25 protein-coding genes, 1 tRNA gene, 1 other RNA gene and 2 pseudogenes are annotated in these 23,116 nt (G+C 36.7%); 16 read left to right on the forward strand and 13 right to left on the reverse strand.

Features of this window, described 5'->3' with window-relative positions:
* Positions 1-19: 19 nt before the first annotated feature.
* Positions 20-529 (reverse strand): helix-turn-helix domain-containing protein, encoded by a 510-nt coding sequence (locus tag HSISS3_RS10735; protein ID WP_005591592.1) that lies wholly within the window; start codon positions 527-529, stop codon positions 20-22.
* A gap of 206 nt (positions 530-735) precedes the next feature.
* Between HSISS3_RS10735 and HSISS3_RS12600 the strand changes: the two genes are divergently transcribed.
* The 4 genes and pseudogenes from HSISS3_RS12600 to HSISS3_RS10755 all read left to right on the forward strand — a co-directional run bounded on the left by HSISS3_RS12600 (position 736) and on the right by HSISS3_RS10755 (position 3,281).
* Entirely contained in the window at positions 736-918 is a 183-nt protein-coding gene (locus tag HSISS3_RS12600) for a hypothetical protein (RefSeq protein ID WP_002916824.1), read from the forward strand.
* A gap of 45 nt (positions 919-963) precedes the next feature.
* Positions 964-1,940: pseudogene (locus HSISS3_RS10745) on the forward strand (replication initiation protein).
* 11 nt (positions 1,941-1,951) lie between these two features.
* Positions 1,952-2,140, forward strand: coding sequence for a DUF3173 domain-containing protein (locus tag HSISS3_RS10750; RefSeq protein ID WP_000369785.1), 189 nt, complete (start codon positions 1,952-1,954; stop codon positions 2,138-2,140).
* A gap of 1 nt (position 2,141) precedes the next feature.
* A complete protein-coding gene (locus tag HSISS3_RS10755) occupies positions 2,142-3,281 on the forward strand; it encodes a site-specific integrase (protein ID WP_021152656.1) in 1,140 nt (379 codons plus the stop codon).
* An 85-nt stretch (positions 3,282-3,366) separates the two neighbouring features.
* Here HSISS3_RS10755 and HSISS3_RS10760 read toward each other — a convergent pair.
* The 3 genes from HSISS3_RS10760 to HSISS3_RS10765 form a co-directional block, all read right to left on the reverse strand.
* A tRNA-Lys gene (locus HSISS3_RS10760) sits at positions 3,367-3,439 on the reverse strand.
* Positions 3,440-3,635: non-coding RNA, 6S RNA (gene ssrS, locus HSISS3_RS11865), on the reverse strand.
* 90 nt (positions 3,636-3,725) lie between these two features.
* The gene (locus tag HSISS3_RS10765) at positions 3,726-4,994 is read right to left on the reverse strand and encodes a replication-associated recombination protein A (protein ID WP_008536054.1); all 1,269 of its coding nucleotides are present in this window, start codon (positions 4,992-4,994) and stop codon (positions 3,726-3,728) included.
* A 167-nt stretch (positions 4,995-5,161) separates the two neighbouring features.
* On the opposite strand from HSISS3_RS10765, the gene rpmB reads away from it, so the two are divergent.
* From rpmB to nrdG, 9 genes are all read left to right on the forward strand, one after another.
* Positions 5,162-5,350 carry a 50S ribosomal protein L28 gene (gene rpmB, locus HSISS3_RS10770; protein ID WP_008536053.1) on the forward strand — a complete coding sequence of 63 codons (189 nt, stop codon included), beginning with the start codon at positions 5,162-5,164 and terminating at the stop codon, positions 5,348-5,350.
* A 125-nt stretch (positions 5,351-5,475) separates the two neighbouring features.
* Positions 5,476-5,742, forward strand: coding sequence for an IreB family regulatory phosphoprotein (locus HSISS3_RS10775; protein WP_002885737.1), 267 nt, complete (start codon positions 5,476-5,478; stop codon positions 5,740-5,742).
* Entirely contained in the window at positions 5,742-6,161 is a 420-nt protein-coding gene (gene ruvX / locus HSISS3_RS10780; RefSeq protein WP_008536052.1) for a Holliday junction resolvase RuvX, read from the forward strand. Before HSISS3_RS10775 ends, ruvX begins: the two co-directional genes overlap by 1 nt.
* A gap of 106 nt (positions 6,162-6,267) precedes the next feature.
* The gene (locus HSISS3_RS10785; RefSeq protein ID WP_002887079.1) at positions 6,268-6,573 is read left to right on the forward strand and encodes a DUF1292 domain-containing protein; all 306 of its coding nucleotides are present in this window, start codon (positions 6,268-6,270) and stop codon (positions 6,571-6,573) included.
* A 292-nt stretch (positions 6,574-6,865) separates the two neighbouring features.
* Positions 6,866-8,515 (forward strand): hypothetical protein, encoded by a 1,650-nt coding sequence (locus HSISS3_RS10790; protein ID WP_008536048.1) that lies wholly within the window; start codon positions 6,866-6,868, stop codon positions 8,513-8,515.
* Positions 8,516-8,612: 97 nt separating this feature from the next.
* Positions 8,613-10,817, forward strand: a complete 2,205-nt coding sequence (nrdD, locus tag HSISS3_RS10795) for an anaerobic ribonucleoside-triphosphate reductase (protein WP_008536047.1) — start codon at positions 8,613-8,615, stop codon at positions 10,815-10,817.
* Between the two features lie 89 nt (positions 10,818-10,906).
* A complete protein-coding gene (locus HSISS3_RS12545) occupies positions 10,907-11,038 on the forward strand; it encodes a hypothetical protein (RefSeq protein WP_021146612.1) in 132 nt (43 codons plus the stop codon).
* A 1-nt stretch (position 11,039) separates the two neighbouring features.
* Positions 11,040-11,540, forward strand: coding sequence for a GNAT family N-acetyltransferase (locus HSISS3_RS10800; RefSeq protein WP_002887489.1), 501 nt, complete (start codon positions 11,040-11,042; stop codon positions 11,538-11,540).
* Positions 11,541-11,544: 4 nt separating this feature from the next.
* The gene (nrdG, locus tag HSISS3_RS10805) at positions 11,545-12,150 is read left to right on the forward strand and encodes an anaerobic ribonucleoside-triphosphate reductase activating protein (protein ID WP_008536045.1); all 606 of its coding nucleotides are present in this window, start codon (positions 11,545-11,547) and stop codon (positions 12,148-12,150) included.
* 35 nt (positions 12,151-12,185) lie between these two features.
* On the opposite strand, the gene yaaA is transcribed toward nrdG, so the two are convergent.
* From yaaA to HSISS3_RS10835, 6 genes and pseudogenes are all read right to left on the reverse strand, one after another.
* Positions 12,186-12,917: a peroxide stress protein YaaA gene (gene yaaA / locus HSISS3_RS10810; RefSeq protein ID WP_008536044.1), complete on the reverse strand. Its 732-nt coding sequence runs from the start codon at positions 12,915-12,917 to the stop codon at positions 12,186-12,188.
* 85 nt (positions 12,918-13,002) lie between these two features.
* Positions 13,003-13,944, reverse strand: a complete 942-nt coding sequence (locus HSISS3_RS10815; protein WP_002887485.1) for a YitT family protein — start codon at positions 13,942-13,944, stop codon at positions 13,003-13,005.
* Positions 13,937-15,688 (reverse strand): aspartate--tRNA ligase, encoded by a 1,752-nt coding sequence (gene aspS / locus HSISS3_RS10820; RefSeq protein ID WP_021146613.1) that lies wholly within the window; start codon positions 15,686-15,688, stop codon positions 13,937-13,939. Before aspS ends, HSISS3_RS10815 begins: the two co-directional genes overlap by 8 nt.
* Before the next feature lie 109 nt (positions 15,689-15,797).
* On the reverse strand, positions 15,798-16,220 hold the full coding sequence (locus tag HSISS3_RS10825) for a hypothetical protein (RefSeq protein ID WP_021146614.1): 423 nt from the start codon (positions 16,218-16,220) through the stop codon (positions 15,798-15,800).
* A gap of 7 nt (positions 16,221-16,227) precedes the next feature.
* Positions 16,228-17,507 (reverse strand): annotated as a pseudogene (hisS, locus tag HSISS3_RS10830) (histidine--tRNA ligase).
* 303 nt (positions 17,508-17,810) lie between these two features.
* Positions 17,811-18,923 carry a vitamin B12 independent methionine synthase gene (locus HSISS3_RS10835; RefSeq protein WP_002887481.1) on the reverse strand — a complete coding sequence of 371 codons (1,113 nt, stop codon included), beginning with the start codon at positions 18,921-18,923 and terminating at the stop codon, positions 17,811-17,813.
* Positions 18,924-19,146: 223 nt separating this feature from the next.
* Between HSISS3_RS10835 and rpmF the strand changes: the two genes are divergently transcribed.
* Together rpmF and rpmG are read left to right on the forward strand one after the other, a co-directional pair.
* Positions 19,147-19,329, forward strand: coding sequence for a 50S ribosomal protein L32 (gene rpmF / locus HSISS3_RS10840; protein ID WP_002885630.1), 183 nt, complete (start codon positions 19,147-19,149; stop codon positions 19,327-19,329).
* A gap of 15 nt (positions 19,330-19,344) precedes the next feature.
* Positions 19,345-19,494: a 50S ribosomal protein L33 gene (rpmG, locus tag HSISS3_RS10845; RefSeq protein ID WP_002262412.1), complete on the forward strand. Its 150-nt coding sequence runs from the start codon at positions 19,345-19,347 to the stop codon at positions 19,492-19,494.
* Between the two features lie 377 nt (positions 19,495-19,871).
* On the opposite strand, the gene HSISS3_RS10850 is transcribed toward rpmG, so the two are convergent.
* From HSISS3_RS10850 to HSISS3_RS10860, 3 genes are all read right to left on the reverse strand, one after another.
* Positions 19,872-20,666 carry a hypothetical protein gene (locus HSISS3_RS10850; protein WP_021152658.1) on the reverse strand — a complete coding sequence of 265 codons (795 nt, stop codon included), beginning with the start codon at positions 20,664-20,666 and terminating at the stop codon, positions 19,872-19,874.
* Positions 20,667-20,977: 311 nt separating this feature from the next.
* Positions 20,978-21,691: a hypothetical protein gene (locus HSISS3_RS10855; RefSeq protein ID WP_021152659.1), complete on the reverse strand. Its 714-nt coding sequence runs from the start codon at positions 21,689-21,691 to the stop codon at positions 20,978-20,980.
* Complete coding sequence (locus tag HSISS3_RS10860; RefSeq protein WP_042772020.1) at positions 21,691-22,272, reverse strand: helix-turn-helix domain-containing protein; 582 nt, start codon at positions 22,270-22,272, stop codon at positions 21,691-21,693. The genes HSISS3_RS10855 and HSISS3_RS10860 overlap by 1 nt, the downstream gene beginning before the upstream one ends.
* Positions 22,273-22,557: 285 nt before the next feature.
* Between HSISS3_RS10860 and HSISS3_RS10865 the strand changes: the two genes are divergently transcribed.
* The gene (locus tag HSISS3_RS10865) at positions 22,558-22,989 is read left to right on the forward strand and encodes a hypothetical protein (protein WP_021152661.1); all 432 of its coding nucleotides are present in this window, start codon (positions 22,558-22,560) and stop codon (positions 22,987-22,989) included.
* The last annotated feature ends 127 nt before the right edge of the window (positions 22,990-23,116 follow it).

Genomic DNA, 23,116 nt, shown 5'->3' on the forward strand with positions numbered 1-23,116 from the left:
ATATCCTCGCTTTTTTTATTTAATCTAATAGCTCCTTATTTTCAATTAAGAGCTCTAGTGGAGATTTATCTCTTGCTTCAATAAAACCAGGTTCATATTGGGTATGAAGTGTTCTTTTCTGAGAAGTTGGATCAATATACAACTCTTTTCCATCTTCTGTGTATAGTTGGTTGCCTCTTGTTAGGTAAAGTAAATCCTCTAAGTACTGTCCATCAGTATGTAGGAAATGCTCGATGTATTTGACAGCTTTTAAGATTTCACTTACTTTATCAGAGTATTCATTAGATTCAAGAACACTCTTTTCTAACTCAATCTCTTTACTCGTTCCAAAGAGTTGGGTTGGAGTTGCATTAAAATATTCTGCTATCTTATCCAAATTTGCAAAGGTAGGATAGCTTTTTTGTTTTTCGTAATCAGAGATGGACTGTTTACCGATTCCTAAATCTTCAGCTAGTTGAGTTTGGCTTACCCCTTTTTCTATGCGTAGTCGTGCCAAATTGGGTCCAAAATTTTGAATAATAAAGGTCATGGGAAACTCCTATTTTTATTTTTAACTTATTTTATCACCTATAAACTTACAAATCAAGTTTTTAGTTGACTAACTAAAATATTTTTTATAAAATATATTTATAACTTAAAAATAAGTTATAAACGATAAAAATAGCTCATAAGTTTAGGAACAGTGAGTGAGGAGGAAGTTGAGGACGAGACTATGACTTACGACTATTCGAAGCCTTGGAGCTAGAAATTGTGTGGACAAGGACAAGGGACGAGCCTGACGGGAAGTCAGGCGAAGTCCTGCAGACTGCCGTCCAGACAATTTCTAGCCAAGCAAAAGCTGGCTATTCTAACAGCCAGCAAAAAGGGACACTTAGGGCAACGCCCAAAGAACGACGGAACGAGCAATCGTTGATTTGACGGTGTTTCTGAAACCTAAAAAATCTAAAAGAAGGGGGGACAATTTTGTTGGTTTCTATACAAGATTTAAGAAGTATTCAAGAACGATGTGATGTAGGAGAATTAGTACAGCGGTTAGATGTCAGTATTGATAGATTAACGGTTATCTGGGATACAGACATTGGTTCCCTAAGACAAATTTTTAAAAATCTGAAACAGGCAATAAGTACAAGAGTTGATTCATTTGAAATACATGATAACGTACGAGATGATGTATTTACTTTAGCTAAAGATTTTAATGAGTATGATTCAATCAATATTATATTTTTTCAATTATCCACTTATGGAAATGAACAATTGATTCGAATTGATTTCAATCCTAATACTTTAAAAGAATTTGATGGAATGAAAGTATGGAGGCAATTAATGTACTTTGCTAGATTGAATTCATTGACAGTACGTTTGTCTCGTTTTGATTTGGCATTTGACATTTTCAATAGGCCTGAAATCGTTAATTTGCAACATATTAAAGGTGGTGTTACCCATAAGGTCTTCTATGGTAGAGGGGGTGAATTAGAGACGAAATATTGGGGTTCTAGCGGTAGTAATGTACAAGTTAGGTTATATGATAAGAATAAAGAAATCATTGCTCACAAGCGCGATGAGAAGCTAGATTTGGCTGTAAATCCGTTTTGGTGGAGACTGGAATTCCAACTTAGAACCAAAGCGATTGGTGAGGAGATGGTCCAAGATGTTATGAATCGACTTGATAATTTCGGATTTTATAAGCTAGAACATATTCGAGTGGAGCAAAGAGCATTTACAATTATCTTTCTCAACAATCCTGAACTGTTATCATTGGCTTTTCCAAATTTAAAATCAGACAGCATCAAAAAGAAAAAACAAGAGTCCGCAAACTATTGAGAGAAGAAACGAACCAATTTGCGGAAGAATTAAAAGAAGTATTAATACAGAATCTCCCTAAATTAAATGCAGAATTACAACTACTTGTAGGCGAGTTTCTGAATTTAGAAAATAAATAAGGAGGATAACTATGGACAATAATTTAATTAGTAACAAAGAATTAATTGAAATGGGCTATCGCCCTCATACAGCAAATGATATCATTCATCAGGCAAGAGAATTACTTGTCTCACGAGGCTATACATTTTATAATCGCAAACGTTTGATGGTTGTTCCAAAAAGTGTTGTAAATGAGATTCTAGGAACTGAGGTGGCGTAATATGGCAAGTGTTCGTTATCGAAAGCGAGGAGATAGTAATTTATGGACCTATGAAATTCGTAGCGAAGGGAAAACTGTTGTTCATAATAGCGGTTTTAAAACAAAAAAACTTGCAGAGTCAGAAGCTGAACCGATTCTGCAAGAACTTCGTTTAGGAAAAAGAATTTCTAGAGATATTTCTCTTGTAGATCTGTATCAAGAATGGCTTGAACTAAAAATTCTACCGAGTAGTAGGTCGGAAGAGACAAAGAAAAAATATCTTCTCCGTAAAAACACAATTGAAAGATTATTTGGAAATAAAAAAGTCACTCAAATTCGTGCGAGTGAATACCAAAGAATTATGAATAAGTATGGACAAACAGTTGGTAGAAATTTTCTTGGTAGATTGAATACTGGGATTCATCAGAGCATCCAAATGGCAATTGCAGACAAAGTTCTAATAGATGATTTTACACAACATGTCGAGTTATTTTCATCCAAAGAACAACAGATGACCGAAGAGAAATATTTACATACAGAAAAGGACTATCTGGATTTACTTTTAGCAGTAAAGAGAAAATTTGATTACCAACGTTCAATTGTTCCTTATATCGTCTATTTTCTACTAAAAACAGGCATGAGGTTTGGAGAGTTAATAGCGTTAACTTGGAATGAAGTTGACTTTGACAGAGGACTGCTAAAAACATATAGGAGGTTTAATACCCTTTCTCATAAATTTGTCCCTCCAAAAAACAAAACGTCTATTCGGATGGTACCGATAGACGAAGAATGTATTAAGATATTGCAAGTCCTAAAAATTGAACAGGAGAAGGCTAATAAAGAGCTAGGAATCAAGAATAGGTATAAAATGATTTTTCAGCATTATGGATATATTCACTTGGTACCAGATATTGCAAGTGTCAATAAAGCTTTGAGTGTTCTTTTAAATGAATTAGATATTTATCCAATTATCACGACAAAAGGAGCACGTCATACCTATGGAAGCTACCTCTGGCACAAAGGATTTGACCTTGGAGTTATTGCAAAAATTCTAGGGCATAAAGATATTTCAATGTTAGTAGAAGTATATGGACACACTTTAGAAGAGAAAATTTTTGAAGAATTTAATCAAATTAGAGATGTCTGGAAAGATTGCTCATAAAAAATGTGGGGCAAATGATGGGGCAAATCAGTTATAGGCAAGCAAAAAAGCCTTGTAAATCAAGGCTTTTTCCTGTTGATTTAGATGCCCCCTACAGGGCTCGAACCTGTGACCCATGGATTAAGAGTCCACTGCTCTACCAACTGAGCTAAGGAGGCTGGATGCTGTATTGGTACCGATGATCCACGGTTTGTATTGAACCCGCGACGTAAAAAAGCAGGTGGGCGACTCGCTACTAACTTAAGTTGCTTCTGGGTGAGCCAGCCTGCACACTGTTAATAGACCTCTGTCTCCCGATAATACAAAAATTAGTCGGTCAACACTTATATGTGGATTCGTATACCACAGCAATTTCTATGCTCCTATGATACCACTTTTGAAAATTATTGCAAGAGGAAAAGTCAATTTTTTTGCAATCGTTTTCGTTAGCACCTATCTCGCTTGTTATTTTGACAGCTTATCGATTCGCTCTTTGTTAGCTCCAAGAGCTCTCTCATATTTCCCAGTCTCATTCGGTTGGAAATAATTGACGTCTCTTAGTTTATCTGGAAGGTATTGTTGCTTAACCCACTTTTCGGGATAAGCATGTGGATATTTGTAATCTTGCGCATTTCCTAGTTCCTTACTTCCTGCATAATGTCCATCTCTCAAATGACGAGGAATCGGTAAATTTCCAGACTTTCTAAGATCTGCCAGCGCAGCGTCCATTGCCACATAGGCCGAATTTGACTTAGGTGATAAAGCTAAGTCAATAACCACATTTGCAATCAAAATACGTGCCTCCGGAAAGCCTACTTTCTGCGCAGCTTCCAAGGCTGTGACAGTATGAACCTGTGCATCTGGATTAGCTAAACCAATATCCTCGTAAGCAATCACAGTTAACCGACGTGCTAGGCTTGGAAGGTCTCCTGCTTCAACCAAACGTGCTGCATAATGAAGACTGGCATTGACGTCAGAGCCTCGAATCGATTTTTGCAAGGCAGAAAGCACATCATAGTGCCCATCACCATCTTTATCCATGGTGATATAACTACGTTGCAAACTATTCTCAACGGTATCTAAAGTAACATGGCGCTCCCCACCTTCTGAAGGTTGAGTTGACATAACCGCCAAGTCCAAGGAATTGTAGGCCGAACGTAAATCGCCATTGGTAGCTGTAGCTATGAAATCTAGAGCATCATCATCTAACTGGACATCAAAATCAAACCCACGTTCTCGATCTTCCAAAACACCCTGAATAGCTACCTTAATATCCGTATTGGAAAGGGGTTCCAATTCAAATATTTGTACCCGACTACGAATGGCTGGAGTCACAGAAAAAAATGGATTCTCAGTTGTAGCCCCAATCATGATAATTTTACCGTTTTCTAACAACGGCAATAAAAAATCTTGCTTAGCTTTATCCAAACGATGGATTTCATCTAGGAGCAGAACCAAACCACCTGAAAACTTAGCTTCTTCTGCAATTTCCTGCAGCCGTTTCTTGCTATCAACAGTTGCATTAAAGGTTCTAAAAGCAAATTTTGTTGTTCCTGCAATGGCACTGGCTATTGAGGTTTTTCCAATTCCCGGTGGCCCATAAAGAATCATTGAGGACAGCATGTTTGCCTCTACCATACGGCGAATGATTTTTCCTTTACCAACTAAATGCTTTTGACCTATCACTTCCGAAATTGTGCGTGGGCGCATACGTAGTGCAAGATTATCTGGCATTTTTTCTCCTCTTTAGGGTTGTCTTTTCATTATAATAAGCATATACTATTTTTTCCTAAAAAGAAATTATAAATTGTTCTTGTCAAACCTAGTTTCTTATGATAGAATGTTTTGGTATGTGGTGCTAGCACATCCGTAATAAATTCTACCTAGGAGGAAAACACGAAATGGCTAAAGTATGTTACTTTACAGGACGTAAAACTGTTTCTGCAAACAACCGTTCACACGCTATGAACAAAACTAAACGTGCCGTTAAACCTAACCTTCAAAAAGTTACTATCCTTGTTGATGGTAAACCTAAAAAAGTTTGGGCTTCAGCTCGTGCACTTAAATCTGGTAAAGTTGAACGCGTTTAATCTTATTAGATATTAAGAGGGATGACTCCAGTCATCTCTTTTTTGTTCATTGTCTTTCCCTTTTGAGTAGACTTATGTTATAATAAAGAACTAACAGATAATTCTTATAGAAAGAAGGTGTCAGTATGGGATTTACAGATGAAACTGTTCGTTTCAACCTCGACGACGGTAGCAAAGATGAAATCAGTAATACTTTGACAAATGTCTACCGTTCGTTGGCAGAGAAAGGTTATAATCCTATCAACCAAATCGTCGGTTATGTTCTGAGCGGTGACCCTGCTTATGTTCCGCGTTATAATGACGCCCGTAACCAGATTCGTAAATACGAACGTGATGAAATCGTTGAAGAACTCGTTCGCTATTATCTTAAAGGAAATGGAATTGACCTCTAATGCGAGTAATGGGACTTGATGTTGGCTCAAAAACAGTGGGGGTTGCTATTAGTGATCCTCTCGGTTTTACAGCCCAAGGCGTCGAAATTATCAAAATTGACGAAGAAGCTGAAGAGTTTGGTTTCGACCGCCTCGGTGAACTCGTTAAAGAGTATAAAGTAGACAAGTTTGTCGTTGGTCTTCCAAAAAATATGAATAATACTGAAGGCCCTCGTGTCGAGGCAAGCAAAGCTTATGGTAACAAAATTAAGGAAATCTTTGGAATTCCTGTAGATTACCAAGATGAGCGCTTAACAACTGTTCAAGCAGAACGTATGCTGGTTGAGCAAGCAGATGTCAGCCGTGGTAAACGCAAAAAAGTTATTGATAAATTAGCCGCCCAACTTATCCTGCAAAACTACCTCGATCGAATGTTTTAAGAAACTACAATAGAGTCCGATAGTCCAATGCCAGTCTAGTAAACTCATTGTCGAGTATATTAGCTTTACCTAACTATTTGGCTCTTGCTTCAATAAGGAGAACAATATGTCACACAATCACGATCATAACCATGACCATGAAGTTATTACCTTAGTAGACGAACAAGGAAATGAAACTCTTTTTGAAATCTTGTTAACTATTGATGGACGTGAAGAATTCGGAAAAAACTATGTTCTTTTGGTACCAGCCGGTGCAGAAGAAGATGCTAACGGAGAGATTGAAATTCAAGCTTATTCTTTCACTGAAAATGAAGATGGTACCGAAGGTGACCTTCAACCAATCCCTGAAGACTCAGATGCTGAATGGGATATGATTGAAGAAGTCTTCAATAGCTTCATTGATGAGAATTAAAAAGTATTGACGAACATACTGAATTATTTTACCAATTTTGTTCATTGTCTAACTTCTATCAAGTTGACTGAGGGTTTGACAACTATAACTATGCAGGTGAAATCACATCAGTTACTAGGAGAGAAAGGATTGAGATTTTGTTCTCAATCCTTTTTTAGTAATTATTAATTTAATTTAAGAAATTAGAGAGAAATTGACTAAATAGTATTATCTGATATACTGGAAATAAGACAATCAGGGGATTATTTCCTTTTATTCATAACTTTCCAAATAACAATAAAGGAGTCTAATTGTGAGTCAATATAGCGAAGACAATACTTTACAATCGGGTAGCTATCAGGGCTACCATCGAAGCCACCATCAATCTCATGCAAATGATGAGAAACAAGATGAGAAAATTGAAGTAGCAATTCAAGGGCATACAAATGAATCGAGTTCTTCTCTGAAAGATAAAGCCCCTATAACTGCGATTCCATGGAAGCATAAGAGTCACATTCTCATTCTTAGTCTGATCTTGAGCATTTTTAGCATCTCAGTGCCTTGCTTTACAGACTTTGCAAATAGTATGCAGTCCCAAAACCTTTACATTGCAAAGATGTTTGCCAATGGCAGCCTACCTTACTCTGACTTTTTTACAACGGGTGGCTTCTTCTATTATTTCTTAGTTTCCTTAGCTTTTCGCTTGGGATCAACACTTTGGCTAATTCCCATACAGTTTCTTACCTACTATCTTTCTGGTAGTTTTCTTTACAAGACTGTCATGCACATGACAAGTAAGAAGGAAATTGCTACTTTCATTAGCTTTATTTTCTTCGTAATTAATGGAACGCTTGGTTTTGGCGGCCTCTACCCTATCCAATTCGCAATGCCATTTGTCCTTGGAGCCATTTTCTTCTTGACCCGTTACTTTGCTGGTCACAGTCGTGATGAAGCTTTTATTCTTTACGGATTGGCTGGCACTGCTGGAGCCTTCTTTGAAGCGCGAACACTCATTTTTTGGATATTGTCACTAGTGACAATTTTCGTTTACAACCTTGTCAACAAGCACTTTTTCCGTGGTTTTTACCAAGTCCTCTGTATAATTTTTGGTAATATTCTGGTACTGTATCTATGCCTTTACTTTATTTTAAATTTACAGATTACATCAGACTATATCAACCAAGTGTTGATCTACAGCTTTACACATCTTGCTGTAGAAAATAACGACTATCTGTTAACCCTAGTTTATCAAATCTTTGCCGTTCTAGGATCTGGACTACTTATTGGTGCCGTAACTACAGGTAATCATCTTCTTGGTGAAGCTAAAGATAAAAGTATCAAATGGGTACTGCTCATTAGTTTTGTCTTTACAGTAGTTTACAGCTTATTTTCTCGAAGCTTTGGTCTTTACAGTATTCTCAACATAGTACCTTATGGCCTTGTTCTGACTGCGCTTTCGTTAGATGATGCTACTAAAAAAAGAGCTGAACGCACCTCTCACAGACGTCGTAATGTTAGCCAGATTCATGCACTTAAAGTTTTTGGTATTTTCCTCAGTCGAAACTATTTCTTACCACTACTAGTCTTTGCATTTGCTTTTGCTATGCCAATCATCATGTTCCTATTTAATTTAGAAAATAATGCTGAACGCAGTACTGTCGCAAATTATATCGTTAAAAAAACTAAGAAAGACGAAACCATCTACGTCTATGATTCTACAGCAAAAATTTATTTGGATAGTGGTCGTAAATCAGCTTCACAATTTGTTCTTCCAGAACTCAATACAGCAAAATCTAGCCATAAAAAAGCTATCTCAGATACACTTATCCAAGATTCTGCACAATATATCGTTGTCCAAGAAAACACTCGCTTACCTTCCGATGTTAAATCAACGCTTTCTAAGAACTATAAAAAAGTTTCTATGAAGGGGATTGAACGATATACTCTTTATGTTCTAAAATAACTCAAAAAATCAATATATAGTGGTTGGAATAAAAATATACCACAATATATTGATTTTTTCTGCCTAGTGCTATAATTAGTAGCGAGGTGAATTTTAGATGATAACATTAGAAAAAGAAAAGGTTACTGTCAACCCCGATATCAAAGTCATCAAACGTGATGGACGTATGGTTGCCTTTGATTCAAGTAAGATATATGAAGCTATTCTCAAAGCTAGTGATGCTATTACACCTGTTACACCTCTAATTGAGGTTAAATTGGAGAGTATTGCCAATCGTATTGTGGCTGAAATCAATGATCGCTTTTCTCAAAATGTCAAGATATATGAAATTCAGAGCATTGTAGAGCACGAGTTGCTCTCAGCCAACGAATATGCTATCGCTCAAGAATATATTAACTATCGTACCAAACGTGATTTTGAGCGTTCTCAGGCCACTGACATCAATTTCACCATTAACAAACTCGTCAATAAAGACCAAGCTGTTGTCCACGAAAATGCCAATAAAGACAGCGACTTATACAATACACAACGTGATTTAACCGCAGGAATTGTTGGAAAATCTGTAGGCCTTAAGATGCTTCCTTCACATGTAGCAAATGCCCATCAAAAAGGAGACATCCACTTCCACGATTTAGACTATAGTCCTTACACACCTATGACCAACTGTTGTTTGATTGACTTCAAAGGCATGTTGGCAAATGGGTTTAAAATTGGTAATGCGGAAGTTGAAAGTCCCAAGTCCATTCAAACTGCAACTGCACAAATTTCACAAATCATCGCAAATGTCGCCTCTAGTCAGTATGGTGGCTGTACAGCGGACCGTATTGATGAGTTTTTAGCTCCATATGCTCAATTAAATTATAAGAAGCACTTGGCCGATGCTGAGGTTTGGGTTGCTGAAGATAAACGAGAAGATTATGCACGTGCTAAAACGCGTAAAGATATCTATGATGCCATGCAATCTCTTGAATATGAGATTAATACCCTTTTCACATCGAATGGACAAACTCCCTTTACCTCTCTCGGTTTTGGTTTGGGAACCAACTGGTTTGAGCGTGAAATTCAAAAAGCTATTCTACAAGTTCGTATTTTAGGACTTGGGTCAGAACATCGTACAGCGATTTTCCCTAAGCTTATTTTCACCCTGAAACGTGGACTTAACTTGGAACCTGAGTCACCTAACTATGATATCAAACAGTTAGCTCTTGAATGTGCGACCAAGCGAATGTATCCAGATGTGCTTTCATACGATAAAATTATTGAATTGACAGGTTCCTTCAAGGCTCCTATGGGATGTCGTTCTTTCCTACAAGGGTGGAAGGATGAAAATGGTGTTGAAGTTAACTCTGGACGAATGAACCTTGGTGTTGTAACCCTTAATCTTCCTAGAATCGCTTTAGAGTCTAAGGGTGAGAAGAAAAAGTTCTGGGAAATCTTTGAGGAACGAATGGGAATTGCCAAAGATGCTCTCGTCTATCGAGTTGAACGTGCCAAAGAAGCTACACCTGCCAATGCACCTATCCTTTATCAGTATGGTGCTTTTGGTCAGCGTCTAGGTAAATGCGACAGTGTCGACCAACTTTTCAAACATCGCCGTGCAACCGTATCACTTGGTTACATTGGACTTTATGAAGTAGCATCTGTTTTTTATGGTAGCGATTGGGAAACTAATTCAGAAGCCAAGGCATTTACTTTAGCTATCGTTAAAGCTATGAAAAATGCTTGTGAAAATTGGTCGGACGAATATGATTATCATTTCTCTGTTTATTCAACACCATCAGAAAGTTTGACTGATCGTTTCTGTCGCCTGGATACTGAAAAATTTGGTATTGTCAGTGATATTACAGATAAAGAATATTACACCAACTCCTTCCACTACGATGTTCGTAAAAATCCAACACCATTTGAAAAGTTGGAATTTGAGAAAGATTACCCAGAAGCTGGGGCAACTGGTGGATTCATCCATTATTGTGAATATCCAGTCCTCCAACAAAACCCTAAAGCACTTGAAGCTGTCTGGGATTTTGCCTACGACCGTGTCGGCTATCTTGGTACTAATACTCCAATTGATAAATGCTACAAGTGTGACTTTGAAGGGGATTTCACTCCAACAGAACGTGGATTCATGTGCCCTAACTGTGGCAATACAGATCCTAAAACAGTTGATGTCGTAAAACGCACATGTGGTTATTTAGGAAATCCACAGGCACGCCCAATGGTTAAAGGACGCCACAAAGAAATCTCAGCCCGAGTCAAACATATGAATGGCTCAACTATAAAATATGAAGGAAAACATATCTAACATATCATAGGAGATGTTATCACAAACTAGAAGCAGCTGGACGATACCCTCCAACTGCTTTGCTTATTTCATTTTTAGAAAGGAATAGCATGGGAAAATATCAATTAGATTATAAAGGTATGCAGCAAGTGGAACGTTACCACGAAAAAAATGCAACCGTCAAAAATAATAAAAAAGCACGTGTCCAGGCTCTTTTGAAAAAAGCTGGAAAGAAGAAATAAGATGATTTTACGCCGACCAAGTCAAGCAGATAAAGAAGCTATCTTAGAAATGATGGATGAATTTGAAAGAGAGCATTCTGCCCATGACGGTGGATTTTGGAATGCAGACAACTTTATTTATGAAGAGTGGCTAGAAGAAAATTTTCAGGCAGAAGCAGGACTCAATATTCCTGAAAATTGGGTTCCTGCTATCCAGCTGGTTAGCTTCAACGAAGTAGGTCATGCTCTTGGCTTTCTCAACCTCCGTCTCCGATTAAATGACTACTTACTAGAAAAAGGTGGTCATATTGGCTACTCTATCCGTCCGTCTGAAAGAGGTAAGGGATATGCTAAAGAATCTCTCCGCCAAGGCTTGCAAATGGCCAAGAAAAAGAATATTACTAGAGCTCTAATAACCTGTAATATCGAAAATTTTGCTAGTCGTGCTGTTATCTTAGCCAATGGTGGTCAGTTGGAGAATATTCACAATGAAACTGAGCGCTATTGGATAGATTTGGAGTAGAATTATGACATGGAATACACCAAAACCTCAAGAATGGAAGTCTGAAGAACTTAGTCAAGGACGCATTATTGACTACAAAGCTTTTAACTTCGTCGATGGCGAAGGGGTGCGTAACTCACTTTATGTCTCTGGCTGTATGTTTCATTGCGAGGGATGTTATAATGCTGCCACCTGGTCCTTTAAGGCAGGGATGCCCTATACTAAAGAACTTGAGGAACAAATCATGCAGGACCTAGCTCAACCTTACGTACAAGGTCTCACGCTACTGGGTGGTGAACCCTTCCTAAACACAGGAATTCTCATTCCCCTAGTCAAACGAATTCGTGAGGAACTCCCGGAAAAAGATATTTGGTCTTGGACTGGTTATACTTGGGAGGAGTTGATGCTTGAAACTCCTGATAAGATCGAGCTTCTTCATCTCATTGACATTCTCGTAGATGGACGCTTTGACATTACTAAAAAGAACCTTATGCTTCAGTTTCGAGGATCGTCTAATCAACGTATTATTGATGTCAAAAAATCTTTTAATCAAGGAGAAGTCGTTATTTGGGACAAGTTAAATGATGGTCAAACTAACTATGAGCAAGTCGATCGTAAAGATATGATATAAAGAAAAGTCTGAGTTCAAAAAACTCAGACTTTTTTCTAAACTATTTTAACAAAGAACAGCTCATGCTCAGAGGATAAATCTTCACGATAGTGAAACTCATCAAAGGATAATTTTCGTAAGTCATCAATGGTTTGACAATTTTCTTTCATTACAGCCGTCAAAAAAGCCCCTCTAGCTTTTTTAGAAATCGTTGAATGTGTCTTAAGAAGACCATTACGGTCTTCCATAAAACTAACTGTGAATAACTGCTTACGAAGAGCTGGACTAAAGACATCTTCAAATTCACTTGAAAGTAAAGAAACAACTGGAACTTGACTCTCTTCTAGGAATTGATCATATTCAGCACGCCAGTAGTTTTTTAAGGACCGACCATTAACCTTAACCTTCGTATGAAAGTCATGACGATGTTCTTGAATTGAATAAAAAGCTGGAATAATCCCATAAAAAGAAGATGTAATAAATACCTGTTGGCTTAAAAAATCTTTTTCACATGTGGATAAGTCACTACGTTTAATATGGCGATACATCAAGCCATTAAAAAGCTCTATTGCAGGATAGCTCCTTGCTTCCCCAGCCAACATTCTATCCCAGCGCTGCTTCTCTTTCTCAGCCTGCTCAGGCTTTATTTTATAAGCTGTGGATAATTCTTCTGTGGATAACTTTGCCATTTCTTTGAGAATAACCACACTCTTTTCAGAAATCTTCTGATACGGAACTTCATTGAGGGTCTTCATTTCTTTTGCAGTTGGAATCAAAAATCTAATCATACTGTTATTGTAAGGTCATGTAAACATTTCGTCAAGAATTCTCTCTAGTAAAAAAGAAGTCAACAGACGTCAACTTCCTTTTTACTTAGTCATCTAAATCAACAAAACGACCTAGAATATGTACATTTTCAGCAATAGAAACAAATGCTTTAGGGTCTGCTTTTCTCATGTAATACTTAAAATCAGTGTACTCTTCACGGGTAATAATAGTCAGCAAAACTGCTTTTTTTTCATGATTATAAGTACCTTCCGCATCATTGATCATTGTTACTCCACGGTGGAGTTTCTTCTGAATCATTCGTACAACTGGATCAGGATTACTTGTAACAATCATAGCCTGCATTTTCTTTTGCTTAGTAAAAATCGCATCCGTTACTCGGCTTGAGACAAAAATTGTCACCATTGAATACAGGGCATATTTCCAACCAAAAAGTATACCGGCAAAAATCATGATAATCCCATTGACAATCAGAGAGATATTTCCCACATCACGACCAGTTTTCTTACGAATGGTAAGGCTGACAATATCCGTACCTCCACTTGAAATACGAGATTTCAAACCAAATCCAATACCTGTACCCATAACCAAGCCACCGAAGATAGCATTAATCAAAGGATCCTCAGTCAAGGTAACATGAGGCATTACCTGAATGAACAGGGAGCTCATTGTTACTGTAATGAAGGTGAAGATAGTAAACTTATGGCCAATTTTATTCCATGCAAGAATCAAGAGCGGAATATTAATAGCATAAAAAGTCAATGATACAGGAATCTCAAAACCAAGAGTTCTAACACTCAATGCTGATAAAACCTGTGCCAACCCTGTTGCCCCACTTGAATAGACGTGACCTGGTTGAAAAAAGAAATTCACAGCGATTGATGATAAGAGTCCGTATAGTAACGATGCTGAGACCTTCTCAGTATATTTTTCACGAGAAATACTACGAATAGCCTGCCAAACACCTATCTTCTTCGCAGATTTTTTCGCTACAAATTTAACATGTTTGTGAAGACGTGTTTTATTCATTTTCTAATTCTACATGAAGAGCAAGTTCTTCCAACTGTTTATCAGCCACAAGACTTGGAGCCTGAGTCATAGGATCTGATGCCTTATTATTTTTAGGGAAGGCAATCACCTCACGAATATTATCTTTACCTGCAAGAAGCATAACAAAACGGTCAAGACCGATAGCCAAACCACCGTGTGGTGGGAAACCATAGTCCATAGCTTCAAGAAGGAATCCAAATTGCTCGTAGGCTGATTCTTCAGAGAAGCCAAGGGCTTTCAACATACGTTCCTGTAGGTCTTTATGATTGATACGTAGGCTACCCCCACCAAGCTCATAACCATTCAAGACAATATCATAAGCCACAGCACGTACCTTAGAAAGATCCCCTTCAAGATTTGATGCAGACTCTTCTGTTGGCAAGGTGAATGGGTGGTGAGCAGACATATAACGTCCTTCTTCTTCAGACCACTCAAACATTGGCCAATCAACAACCCAAAGGAAGTTGAACTTAGTGGTATCAATCATGTCAAGTTCTTTAGCAATTTGATTACGTAAAGCGCCAAGTGTATTATTAGCAACTTCAAGAGTATCTGCTACAAAAAGGACTAAATCATTCTCTTCAAGTTGTAAAGCATCTGTCAACTTACCTTCAATACTTGTCAAGAATTTAGCAACTGGACCTGCTAGAGCACCATCAGTCATTTTAACCCAAGCAAGACCTTTAGCACCAAATTGTTTAGCAAACTCTGTCAACTTGTCAATGCTTTTACGTGAGTACTTATCTGCATTTCCTTTGACAACAATTGCCTTAACAGCTGGTGCCTCAGCAAACACTTTGAAGTCTACACCCTTTACAATATCTGTCAAGTCTTGTAAAAGCATATCAAAGCGTGTATCTGGCTTATCGGATCCATAGTTATTCATGGCATCATCATAAGACATACGTGGGAATGGCAGTGTGACATTAATTCCTTTAGTTTCTTTCATAACCTTGGCAATCAATCCTTCTGTAATATCTTGGATTTCTTGCTCATTAAGGAATGATGTTTCTAAGTCAACTTGTGTAAACTCAGGTTGACGGTCTCCACGCAAATCTTCATCACGGAAACACTTAACAATTTGATAATAACGGTCAAAACCAGCATTCATCAACAATTGTTTAGTGATTTGAGGACTTTGCGGAAGAGCGTAAAAATGACCTTGGCTAACACGACTTGGCACCAAATAATCACGTGCACCTTCTGGTGTTGATTTTGTCAACATTGGTGTTTCGACATCGATAAATTCCAAGTCATCAAGATAATTACGAATAGCGTGAGTTACCTTAGCACGAAGCTTAAAGTTTTCCAACATTTCTGGACGACGAAGATCCAAGTAACGGTAACGCATACGTGTATCATCACTAGCCTCAACACCATCTTTGATTTCAAACGGTGTTGTTTTGGCAGTATTAAGGATTTTGAGGTCTTCAACTTTTAGTTCAACAGCACCTGTAGGCAAGTTGTCATTAGCTTGTTCACGTGCTTCAACTGTTCCTGTTACTTCAATAACAAATTCGCTACGTAGGCTCTCGGCTGTTTCAACAACAGCTGCATCTGCATTTTCAGGGTTAACAACCAATTGCATCAAACCTTCACGGTCACGAAGGTCAATGAAAATCAAACCTCCGAGGTTACGACGACGAGATACCCAACCTTTCAAAGTAATAGTAGTTCCGATATGTTCGCTTCGAACACGTCCGGCATACATAGAACGTTTCATAATTACACTTCTTTCGTTAATTTTTTAGTCTTAACTATTATAGCAAAAAGCCCATCAAAACCCCACCCATTTCGGGTTAGAATTTTAATAGACTTTCTTTTTTATCAAACTATTTACCAAATTGTTTCAACAAATCACTAGTATCTACGTAATCTTCAGCAAATTCTTCAAAATCTTCAAAACGATAATCAGCAGTCTCTAAATCAAGTAAGCTATTCCATCGGAAACCATAAACATCTTCAATAATAACACTAAGTTCATCAGTTTCTTCATCTACCTGCCACCCTAAATAACGTTCCTGAGTTTCAAAACTTAAGACCACATCTTGGCAATCTTGACGCCAAACTTGGCCAAGTAACTGTTGACACATTGCATGATCACTTGCAGGCTCGTCATTAAACCAGGTAATTTCATGTTTATCCAGAAGAGCAATCAACTGCCAAAACTGTTGTTGAAAGTGAATAGGCATACTACGATTAAAAGCCAAACTAAAGTTTTCACTTCGTTTAAGCATATCAACTATACTAACCATAAGCCTCCTACTTTTCTAATTGGTCCAGAACTGCTGCAAAATTCTCTGTTAGCTCCTCAAAACTTACAGTTACTTCCTCTCGAGTGGTATTATTTTTAACACTAACCTGACCTGACTCTAATTCACTCTCACCTAAGGTGATGACAGTTTTAGCCTTAAAGGCATCTGCTGACTTAAATTGTGCTTTAATCTTGCGTCCAAGGTAATCACGTTCGGCCTTAAATCCTTGATGACGGATAGCTTGAGCTAACTCGAGTGCTTTACCATTGGCTTCTGAACCTAGAACTGCAATGTAGACATCCAAACCTTCTTCTACAGGAAGAGTAATACCTTGTTTATCAAGAACCAAGAGCAAACGTTCCAAACCAAGTCCAAAACCAAAACCAGCTGTTTCTGGACCACCAAAGTACTCAACCAAACTATCGTAACGACCGCCCGCACAGATTGTCAATTCAGACTTATCAATAGTAGTGATAAATTCAAAAATCGTGTGATTATAGTAATCTAGACCACGTACCATGTTGGTATCAATCACGTAAGGAATGTTAAGACTCTCAAGCATGGTACGCACTTCGTCAAAATGAGCTTGGCTTTCTTCATCTAGATAATCAAGGATAGATGGAGCATTTTCAACTGCAAGCTTATCTTCTTTTCTTTTGAATCGAGCACTCGCAAGGGATTTTCATCCAAACGACGTTGACTATCTTTTGATAAACTCTCACGCATTGGTGTCAAATAGTCAATCAAGGCCTGACGATAAGCCAGACGACTTTCAGTATTTCCAAGACTATTCAAATGAAGGGTAACATCCTTAATTCCAAGCGTATTAAAGAGTTGATAGGTCATAGCAATGGTTTCAACATCTGTTGCTGGATTTTTTGATCCAAAGCACTCTACCCCCAATTGGTGGAACTCACGCAAACGACCTGCCTGAGGACGTTCATAACGGAACATTGAACCAATATAATATACTTTAACAGGTTTTTGAACCTCTGGCGCAAAAAGTTTATTTTCTACATAAGAACGTACAACGGGCGCTGTTCCTTCCGGACGCAGAGTGATGTGACGATCTCCCTTATCATGAAAATCGTACATTTCCTTAGTCACAATATCAGTTGTATCACCTACTGAACGTGAAATAACCTCATAATGTTCAAACATAGGTGTACGAATCTCACCATAATTGTATTTTTTAAATGTTTCACGTGCAACATTTTCCACGTACTGCCATTTGGCACTATCAGCAGGCAAAATATCTTGCGTGCCCTTAGGTTTTTGAAGTTTCATAATAATGATACAGACCTCAAATGGGCCTGCCCTCCTTTTCCGTTATTACAGATATAATCACTCTATTCTAACATAAATTGCATGGCATTTGGGAAATGGTCGAGGATTTTTGAAAGAAGAAACAAAACTCCCGGTATGTATAATGGTTAATCTTACTCATCAACAAATAAGTAGTGAAATTATGAGGGGCTCTCCTTTTTCCAAAAACCTATAGAATTCTTTGTTTTATCTCTTTGTCTTCCACGATGCCTTTCTTGCTATTAAAAATAGGACAGGCTAACCCCATCCTATACACTTGTTCTATTATGACCAAACTTTATCAGTAATTGATTTAATCAGTTGCAACTTATTCCACTCATCTTGCTCTGTCAAAATATTACCTTCTTCAGTCGATGCAAAGCCACATTGAGTTGAAATACCGAGGTTCTTAAGTGGTACAAGATTTGCTGCTTCATGGATACGAGCGATAACAGCATCTACATCTTCCAAAGCAGGATCCTTAGAAGTAATCACACCAAGGACCAATTCAACATGATCACGATTATTCCAAATTGTTGGAAGTGGAGCGAAGCTACCTGAACGCGCATCGTCGTATTCCAAAAAGAAGATATCATAGTTTAATTGACCAAGATATTTAGCCACTGAATCATAGCCGCCTTCAAAAAGGTATGTAGATTTAAAGTTTCCACGGCAAATATGTGTAGCCAAAGTCAAATCTTCTGGAAGACCTTCTAAGGCTTTGTTGATAGTATACACATCGTCTTCAGCAATTTTTGCCAACTCAGCTGTTTTTTCAGGATTATTTTTTTCATTCTCAAACTGTTGAATCAAATAACCCCAAGTCGTATCATCCAACTGTACATAACGTGCACCCAAATCGTAAAAATGTTGGATGGTATCATGGTAAGCTTTAGCCAAATCATCAAGGAAATCTGTCCATGAATCATAGTAATCAGCATAAAGATCACTACGGTGGTCACGATTAATGATGAGTGATGGACTTGGAATAGTTACTTTTGGAGTAATTCCTTCAGGAGTCACTGATTTAAGATATTCAAAGTCGCGATAGAAAGGATGATTAGGGTTTTCAGCAATCTTACCATTGATACGAACGTTGGTTGTACGTGTCTTAGCTCCATGGAATTTATATGAATCTTCTTGTTGATAGGCTTCAAAACCAGTCAAATTCCAAAGGAAGTCAAGATGCCACCAAGAACGACCAAATTCACCATCAGAGACCACTTGAAGACCATTTTCCACCTCATGGTGTACCAAATCTTTAACCAACTCATCTTGTACTTTCAACAATTCATCTTGAGAAATGTCCCCATCTGCAAATTTTTCACGTGCTTCTTTTAAAGCTTGCGGACGAAGGTAAGACCCAACATGGTCAAAATGATAATGTACTTTACTCATATCTATTTACTCCTTTTGATTCTCTTACTATAATAATCCTATTCTAGCACTTACAGTTATAGCTGTGAAATATATAAATATTATCCATTGATATAGCTATTAACTATGAGACTTCCTAAAAAGTTTTTTGTCAAGTAACTTTACTTTACAAAAAAGATATGTTATTCTGTTATAGTTGATTTAAAATCAAGAACATAAATATTAATTCGGAGGAAATAAAGAAATGGCAGTACCTGCACGTCACACTTCAAAAGCGAAGAAAAACAAACGTCGTACACACTACAAATTGACTGCTCCATCAGTACAATTTGACGAAACAACTGGAGATTACTCACGTTCACACCGTGTATCACTTAAAGGATACTACAAAGGACGTAAAATCGCTAAAGCTAACGCAGCTAAATAATAGAAGGGAGATACCATGCGCGTAAATATTACACTTGAACACAAAGAATCTGGTGAACGCTTGTACCTTACTTCAAAAAACAAACGTAACACTCCAGACCGTCTTCAATTGAAAAAATACTCACCAAAATTGCGTAAACACGTAATCTTTACTGAGGTGAAATAAGGATTCACTACGCGTCACTAGACGGTAGAAACCTTGATTTAAAGCGATTCTTGATTTTCTAAATTTCACTACATCGCAATATAAATCAACCGAATCACTACCTTTTTCACTACCTTTATTTGAAATAAGAATACTGATTCGGACGATTAAAAGCAGAGGAGCTTCATCATGAGGCTCCTCTTTTTCTGTGTTTTCATTCCTAAAAATTTTTGAAATAACGTAGTATTTTCCAAAATTTGTGGAATACAAAACGCAGGCTTGGGTAAGCCTGCGTTTTTATTTTTACGAAATAAAAGGGGGGCTAGCCTCTCTATATAATTAGATTAGCCTTTTACTTTCTATCGCCCCATATCTTAGTGTTTAGTTTTTCTTTTATTTTACTCAGTTAAAGATTCGGTATCTTCTATTATTTCAACATCAATAATTGTTTCATCTTCCATTTGTTTGTAATGTTCAACACTTGCTAATTCATTCGAAGCTAGATACTTTCTAAGTTTTTCCGCCATTGGCTTATAGGTAATAAATGTCACCCCTCCAGAAATAGCAGCACCTACAAAAGGAACTACTTTTGCAACTCCTTTTGAGAAAATTTGTTTTGTCATTCGAACGCCCAACAAACCAGCAACTCGCTTTACTATTGGATAAACAGTCCCCTTTGTTAATGCCTTTTGTGGAAGCTTTTTTGCAACTTGTTTGGCAACTTGAGTAGCCACCTTATTGACCGCATTAACAGCCCCATTTACTCCAAACATTATTCCAACAAATAGTATAAGTAAATTCTTTGTTTCTTGATTCATTTCTGTGGAATCAAGATTTAATTCTTTCCAACCATAAAGATAGATTAATTCTTGAACAATTCGTAAAATATGAGCAAAATACTGAGTTAAATCCGCCGGTACTGTTCCTATCAAAGCAAATCCTCCAGGAATTCCTGCTGCCGCAGATATCGCAGTCACTCTAGTGGTTTCTGCAGTTATACAACTTTTAGCAATTCTGTTTATTTCTTCTACACTTATGCCTGCATACGCCGGACTATATTGAATTGCTTTTTCTACAACTTCTGGGTTATATCTACCCTTTAATTCTTTCCTAAGAAATAATTCTCGGTCAATTTTAACCATAGGAAGTTTTGCACTCTCTACAAGCACCGTTTCAAAATCTATTCTCTCCATATTACATTCCTTTCAATGCAGAAACATTTACCTACACAGCTCTAATCTTCTCATTTATCAATTCAATAAATGCTATCACAAACGCTCCTATCATAGGAAGTCAGCCACTTTTCAACTTCACGTTGGATTTTCACTTCTTTACTCTACTTCGTTGCCATTGGTTATTCCTTCTATAATTTATTTTAAGATTATTTTTTCAGATAGAAATTTTACATTTTCGTTCGAAAATAAAATCAATCGGTAATAAATATAGATAAGTTTGTGACTACTTCCTCATAATTGTATCACATCTCTAACTAGAAAATAGAGTATTATTCTAAATTAGTTATCTCGAAATAACTTGGCAGGTATAAACCATATGGAGGAGAAGTATGCTTCTTACTCGCAAACAATCCAGTCATATTTTCAAAATCATATAAATACTTTGTTAATGTATACTTATTTTCTTTTTCCCCTAGACTTGATATATCATAAAAATTCTCGTAAATCGTAGAACTCGGAAAGTTTACTTCATCTTTTCTTAAACGTTTTGAATTATACATTATTAAAGAAAATTTTTGAATTTTTGCTCTTGCAAAATTATGTCCAGTCATACGTTCCAAAATAAATTGGTCTTTTAAGTATATATTATTAAGTAAATCAGTAAATTCTCTGCTTGAAAATAATGAGTTAACATATGTATTAGACAACTGCTTAAGAGTTTTACAAAATATTTTTTGTTCAAAAAAGGATAGTAATTTTTCTGAATTATACTTAAAAAAATCATTAAATGCTTTAATAAATAATATAAAATCCGTTTCTTTCCAATCAATGGCATTTGCTGAAAAATAACCTTTTCCACTTAAATAATTATCAATATAAAACTGTTCCCTTCGAGGCTTCCTCAATATTATTTCTGATTCATCGAATCTAAAATGTTCTTCATTATCAATCCTATTTAAGAAACTTGATGCAAAATCAAGATTACCAAATAAACACTTCAGTATAATTGATGACTGTTCTGAAAAAATTTGTTCACCATTCATCAGTGAAGAATAAAGACTCGCATTTTCAGCACTATAAAAAATGAGTCTTTAGCTATTAAAGTAGCTGAAATACTCCTTCTCTCCTCCTTCAGTTGTTTGTTAGTAACAGACTCATGATTGTGATATCTTTCTCTTGCTAGCTTAAAATCCGTTGGAGATTCAACTAAATTTAACATCGCTAGTCTGAAAAATTCTTTATCAGAACTCATATTAATATCGAATATTGGAGTTAGTTCAATTTGAGGGTTATCTTTTTTAGCACTCTGAGTATCCCCATTCATAAAAATATTTAATAAAATCAATTTTACGAATCGTTCTTTATCTTCCTTAATTCCAAAAAGAAATTCTTTAGTAGATAACCCCAACAAATCTGCAAAAAATTCTATGTAACTCTCTGTTAAAAAATGAGGGTTCTTCTTTTTATTTCTCCTCCCATTTTCTAAATTAGATAACCTATATTTATCAATGCTAACTTGTATTTCATACTTTTCACAAAATTGCTCTTGAGTCATTTTTAATGACTTACGAGCTTTTTTTATTTTTCCAGCCAGCATTGAGTCAATCATTCTTTCAAAATTCATAACACCTCTAAAGTTGGTAGCATTTTCCTTTTTATTCTACCAAAACTTACTAACGATTTCCAGCCTTCCTTCTGAGATAATACATTCATAAAATTTATTGGTCCTAATTGATGCATCAAACGGACGGATTGAAACGAATATGATAACTCAGGCGATAAAGGTCGAGTTTTACATATATCTGTTTATCCGTTTATTTGTTGTGTCTTTTTTGCACCTCATCGGTTATTCAGTATAGTTCATACTAGTTTCTTTCTGTCCAAACACAGGACCTAGAAAGAGGCTCTTATGCCAATTAAAATCTTTTCAGACCGACTTACCCCAGAAGAAAAAAAGGAAATCGAACGCTGGGATAAATTTCTACGTAATGACAATAAAACATTTGCAAATGCAAATCGTCGTGACCGATATCACAATCTCGGAAGTCTTGATAAAAACATTTCCATTGATGGACGTAATACTGACCTATATGAGTTAATAGCTGATACCTCTCCCAACAGTGAAGAAGTTTGCTTACAAAATGAAATGTTAGGACTCATAGCCAATTTCATTGAAACTTTAAATTCAAGTGACAAAATCATCATGCAAGGCAAACTAGCCGATAAGCCTATGTCATCAACTAAATTGGCCAAGCTTACTGGTCTTAGCGATAAAACCGTAACAGCTCACTTTAAAAAATATCAAGAAGCATTGCAAAATCTTTTAAAAGATTATGTCTAACACCTAAAACTGATAATCAGATAGATTATCAGTTTTTTTGTGAAATGCTCCGAATTTAGACAACCGAATCTCCTTAAAGATAGGAAGAAAATAAAAAATATTTTCAAAAAACTCCGAAATTCATCTC

The organism is Streptococcus sp. HSISS3 (assembly GCF_000448605.1).
In the GTDB taxonomy this organism is placed as follows: domain Bacteria; phylum Bacillota; class Bacilli; order Lactobacillales; family Streptococcaceae; genus Streptococcus; species Streptococcus raffinosi.

Excerpts from the sequence above, each read along its gene's own strand:
- HSISS3_RS10735 (WP_005591592.1), bottom strand. The coding sequence starts at position 529 with ATGACCTTTATTATTCAAAATTTTGGACCCAATTTGGCACGACTACGC.
- HSISS3_RS10750 (WP_000369785.1), top strand. The coding sequence starts at position 1,952 with ATGGACAATAATTTAATTAGTAACAAAGAATTAATTGAAATGGGCTAT.
- HSISS3_RS10755 (WP_021152656.1), top strand. The coding sequence starts at position 2,142 with ATGGCAAGTGTTCGTTATCGAAAGCGAGGAGATAGTAATTTATGGACC.
- HSISS3_RS10765 (WP_008536054.1), bottom strand. The coding sequence starts at position 4,994 with ATGCCAGATAATCTTGCACTACGTATGCGCCCACGCACAATTTCGGAA.
- rpmB (WP_008536053.1), top strand. The coding sequence starts at position 5,162 with ATGGCTAAAGTATGTTACTTTACAGGACGTAAAACTGTTTCTGCAAAC.
- HSISS3_RS10775 (WP_002885737.1), top strand. The coding sequence starts at position 5,476 with ATGGGATTTACAGATGAAACTGTTCGTTTCAACCTCGACGACGGTAGC.
- ruvX (WP_008536052.1), top strand. The coding sequence starts at position 5,742 with ATGCGAGTAATGGGACTTGATGTTGGCTCAAAAACAGTGGGGGTTGCT.
- HSISS3_RS10785 (WP_002887079.1), top strand. The coding sequence starts at position 6,268 with ATGTCACACAATCACGATCATAACCATGACCATGAAGTTATTACCTTA.
- nrdD (WP_008536047.1), top strand. The coding sequence starts at position 8,613 with ATGATAACATTAGAAAAAGAAAAGGTTACTGTCAACCCCGATATCAAA.
- HSISS3_RS12545 (WP_021146612.1), top strand. The coding sequence starts at position 10,907 with ATGGGAAAATATCAATTAGATTATAAAGGTATGCAGCAAGTGGAACGT.
- HSISS3_RS10800 (WP_002887489.1), top strand. The coding sequence starts at position 11,040 with ATGATTTTACGCCGACCAAGTCAAGCAGATAAAGAAGCTATCTTAGAA.
- nrdG (WP_008536045.1), top strand. The coding sequence starts at position 11,545 with ATGACATGGAATACACCAAAACCTCAAGAATGGAAGTCTGAAGAACTT.
- yaaA (WP_008536044.1), bottom strand. The coding sequence starts at position 12,917 with ATGATTAGATTTTTGATTCCAACTGCAAAAGAAATGAAGACCCTCAAT.
- HSISS3_RS10815 (WP_002887485.1), bottom strand. The coding sequence starts at position 13,944 with ATGAATAAAACACGTCTTCACAAACATGTTAAATTTGTAGCGAAAAAA.
- aspS (WP_021146613.1), bottom strand. The coding sequence starts at position 15,688 with ATGAAACGTTCTATGTATGCCGGACGTGTTCGAAGCGAACATATCGGA.
- HSISS3_RS10825 (WP_021146614.1), bottom strand. The coding sequence starts at position 16,220 with ATGGTTAGTATAGTTGATATGCTTAAACGAAGTGAAAACTTTAGTTTG.
- HSISS3_RS10835 (WP_002887481.1), bottom strand. The coding sequence starts at position 18,923 with ATGAGTAAAGTACATTATCATTTTGACCATGTTGGGTCTTACCTTCGT.
- rpmF (WP_002885630.1), top strand. The coding sequence starts at position 19,147 with ATGGCAGTACCTGCACGTCACACTTCAAAAGCGAAGAAAAACAAACGT.
- rpmG (WP_002262412.1), top strand. The coding sequence starts at position 19,345 with ATGCGCGTAAATATTACACTTGAACACAAAGAATCTGGTGAACGCTTG.
- HSISS3_RS10850 (WP_021152658.1), bottom strand. The coding sequence starts at position 20,666 with ATGGAGAGAATAGATTTTGAAACGGTGCTTGTAGAGAGTGCAAAACTT.
- HSISS3_RS10855 (WP_021152659.1), bottom strand. The coding sequence starts at position 21,691 with ATGAATGGTGAACAAATTTTTTCAGAACAGTCATCAATTATACTGAAG.
- HSISS3_RS10860 (WP_042772020.1), bottom strand. The coding sequence starts at position 22,272 with ATGAATTTTGAAAGAATGATTGACTCAATGCTGGCTGGAAAAATAAAA.
- HSISS3_RS10865 (WP_021152661.1), top strand. The coding sequence starts at position 22,558 with ATGCCAATTAAAATCTTTTCAGACCGACTTACCCCAGAAGAAAAAAAG.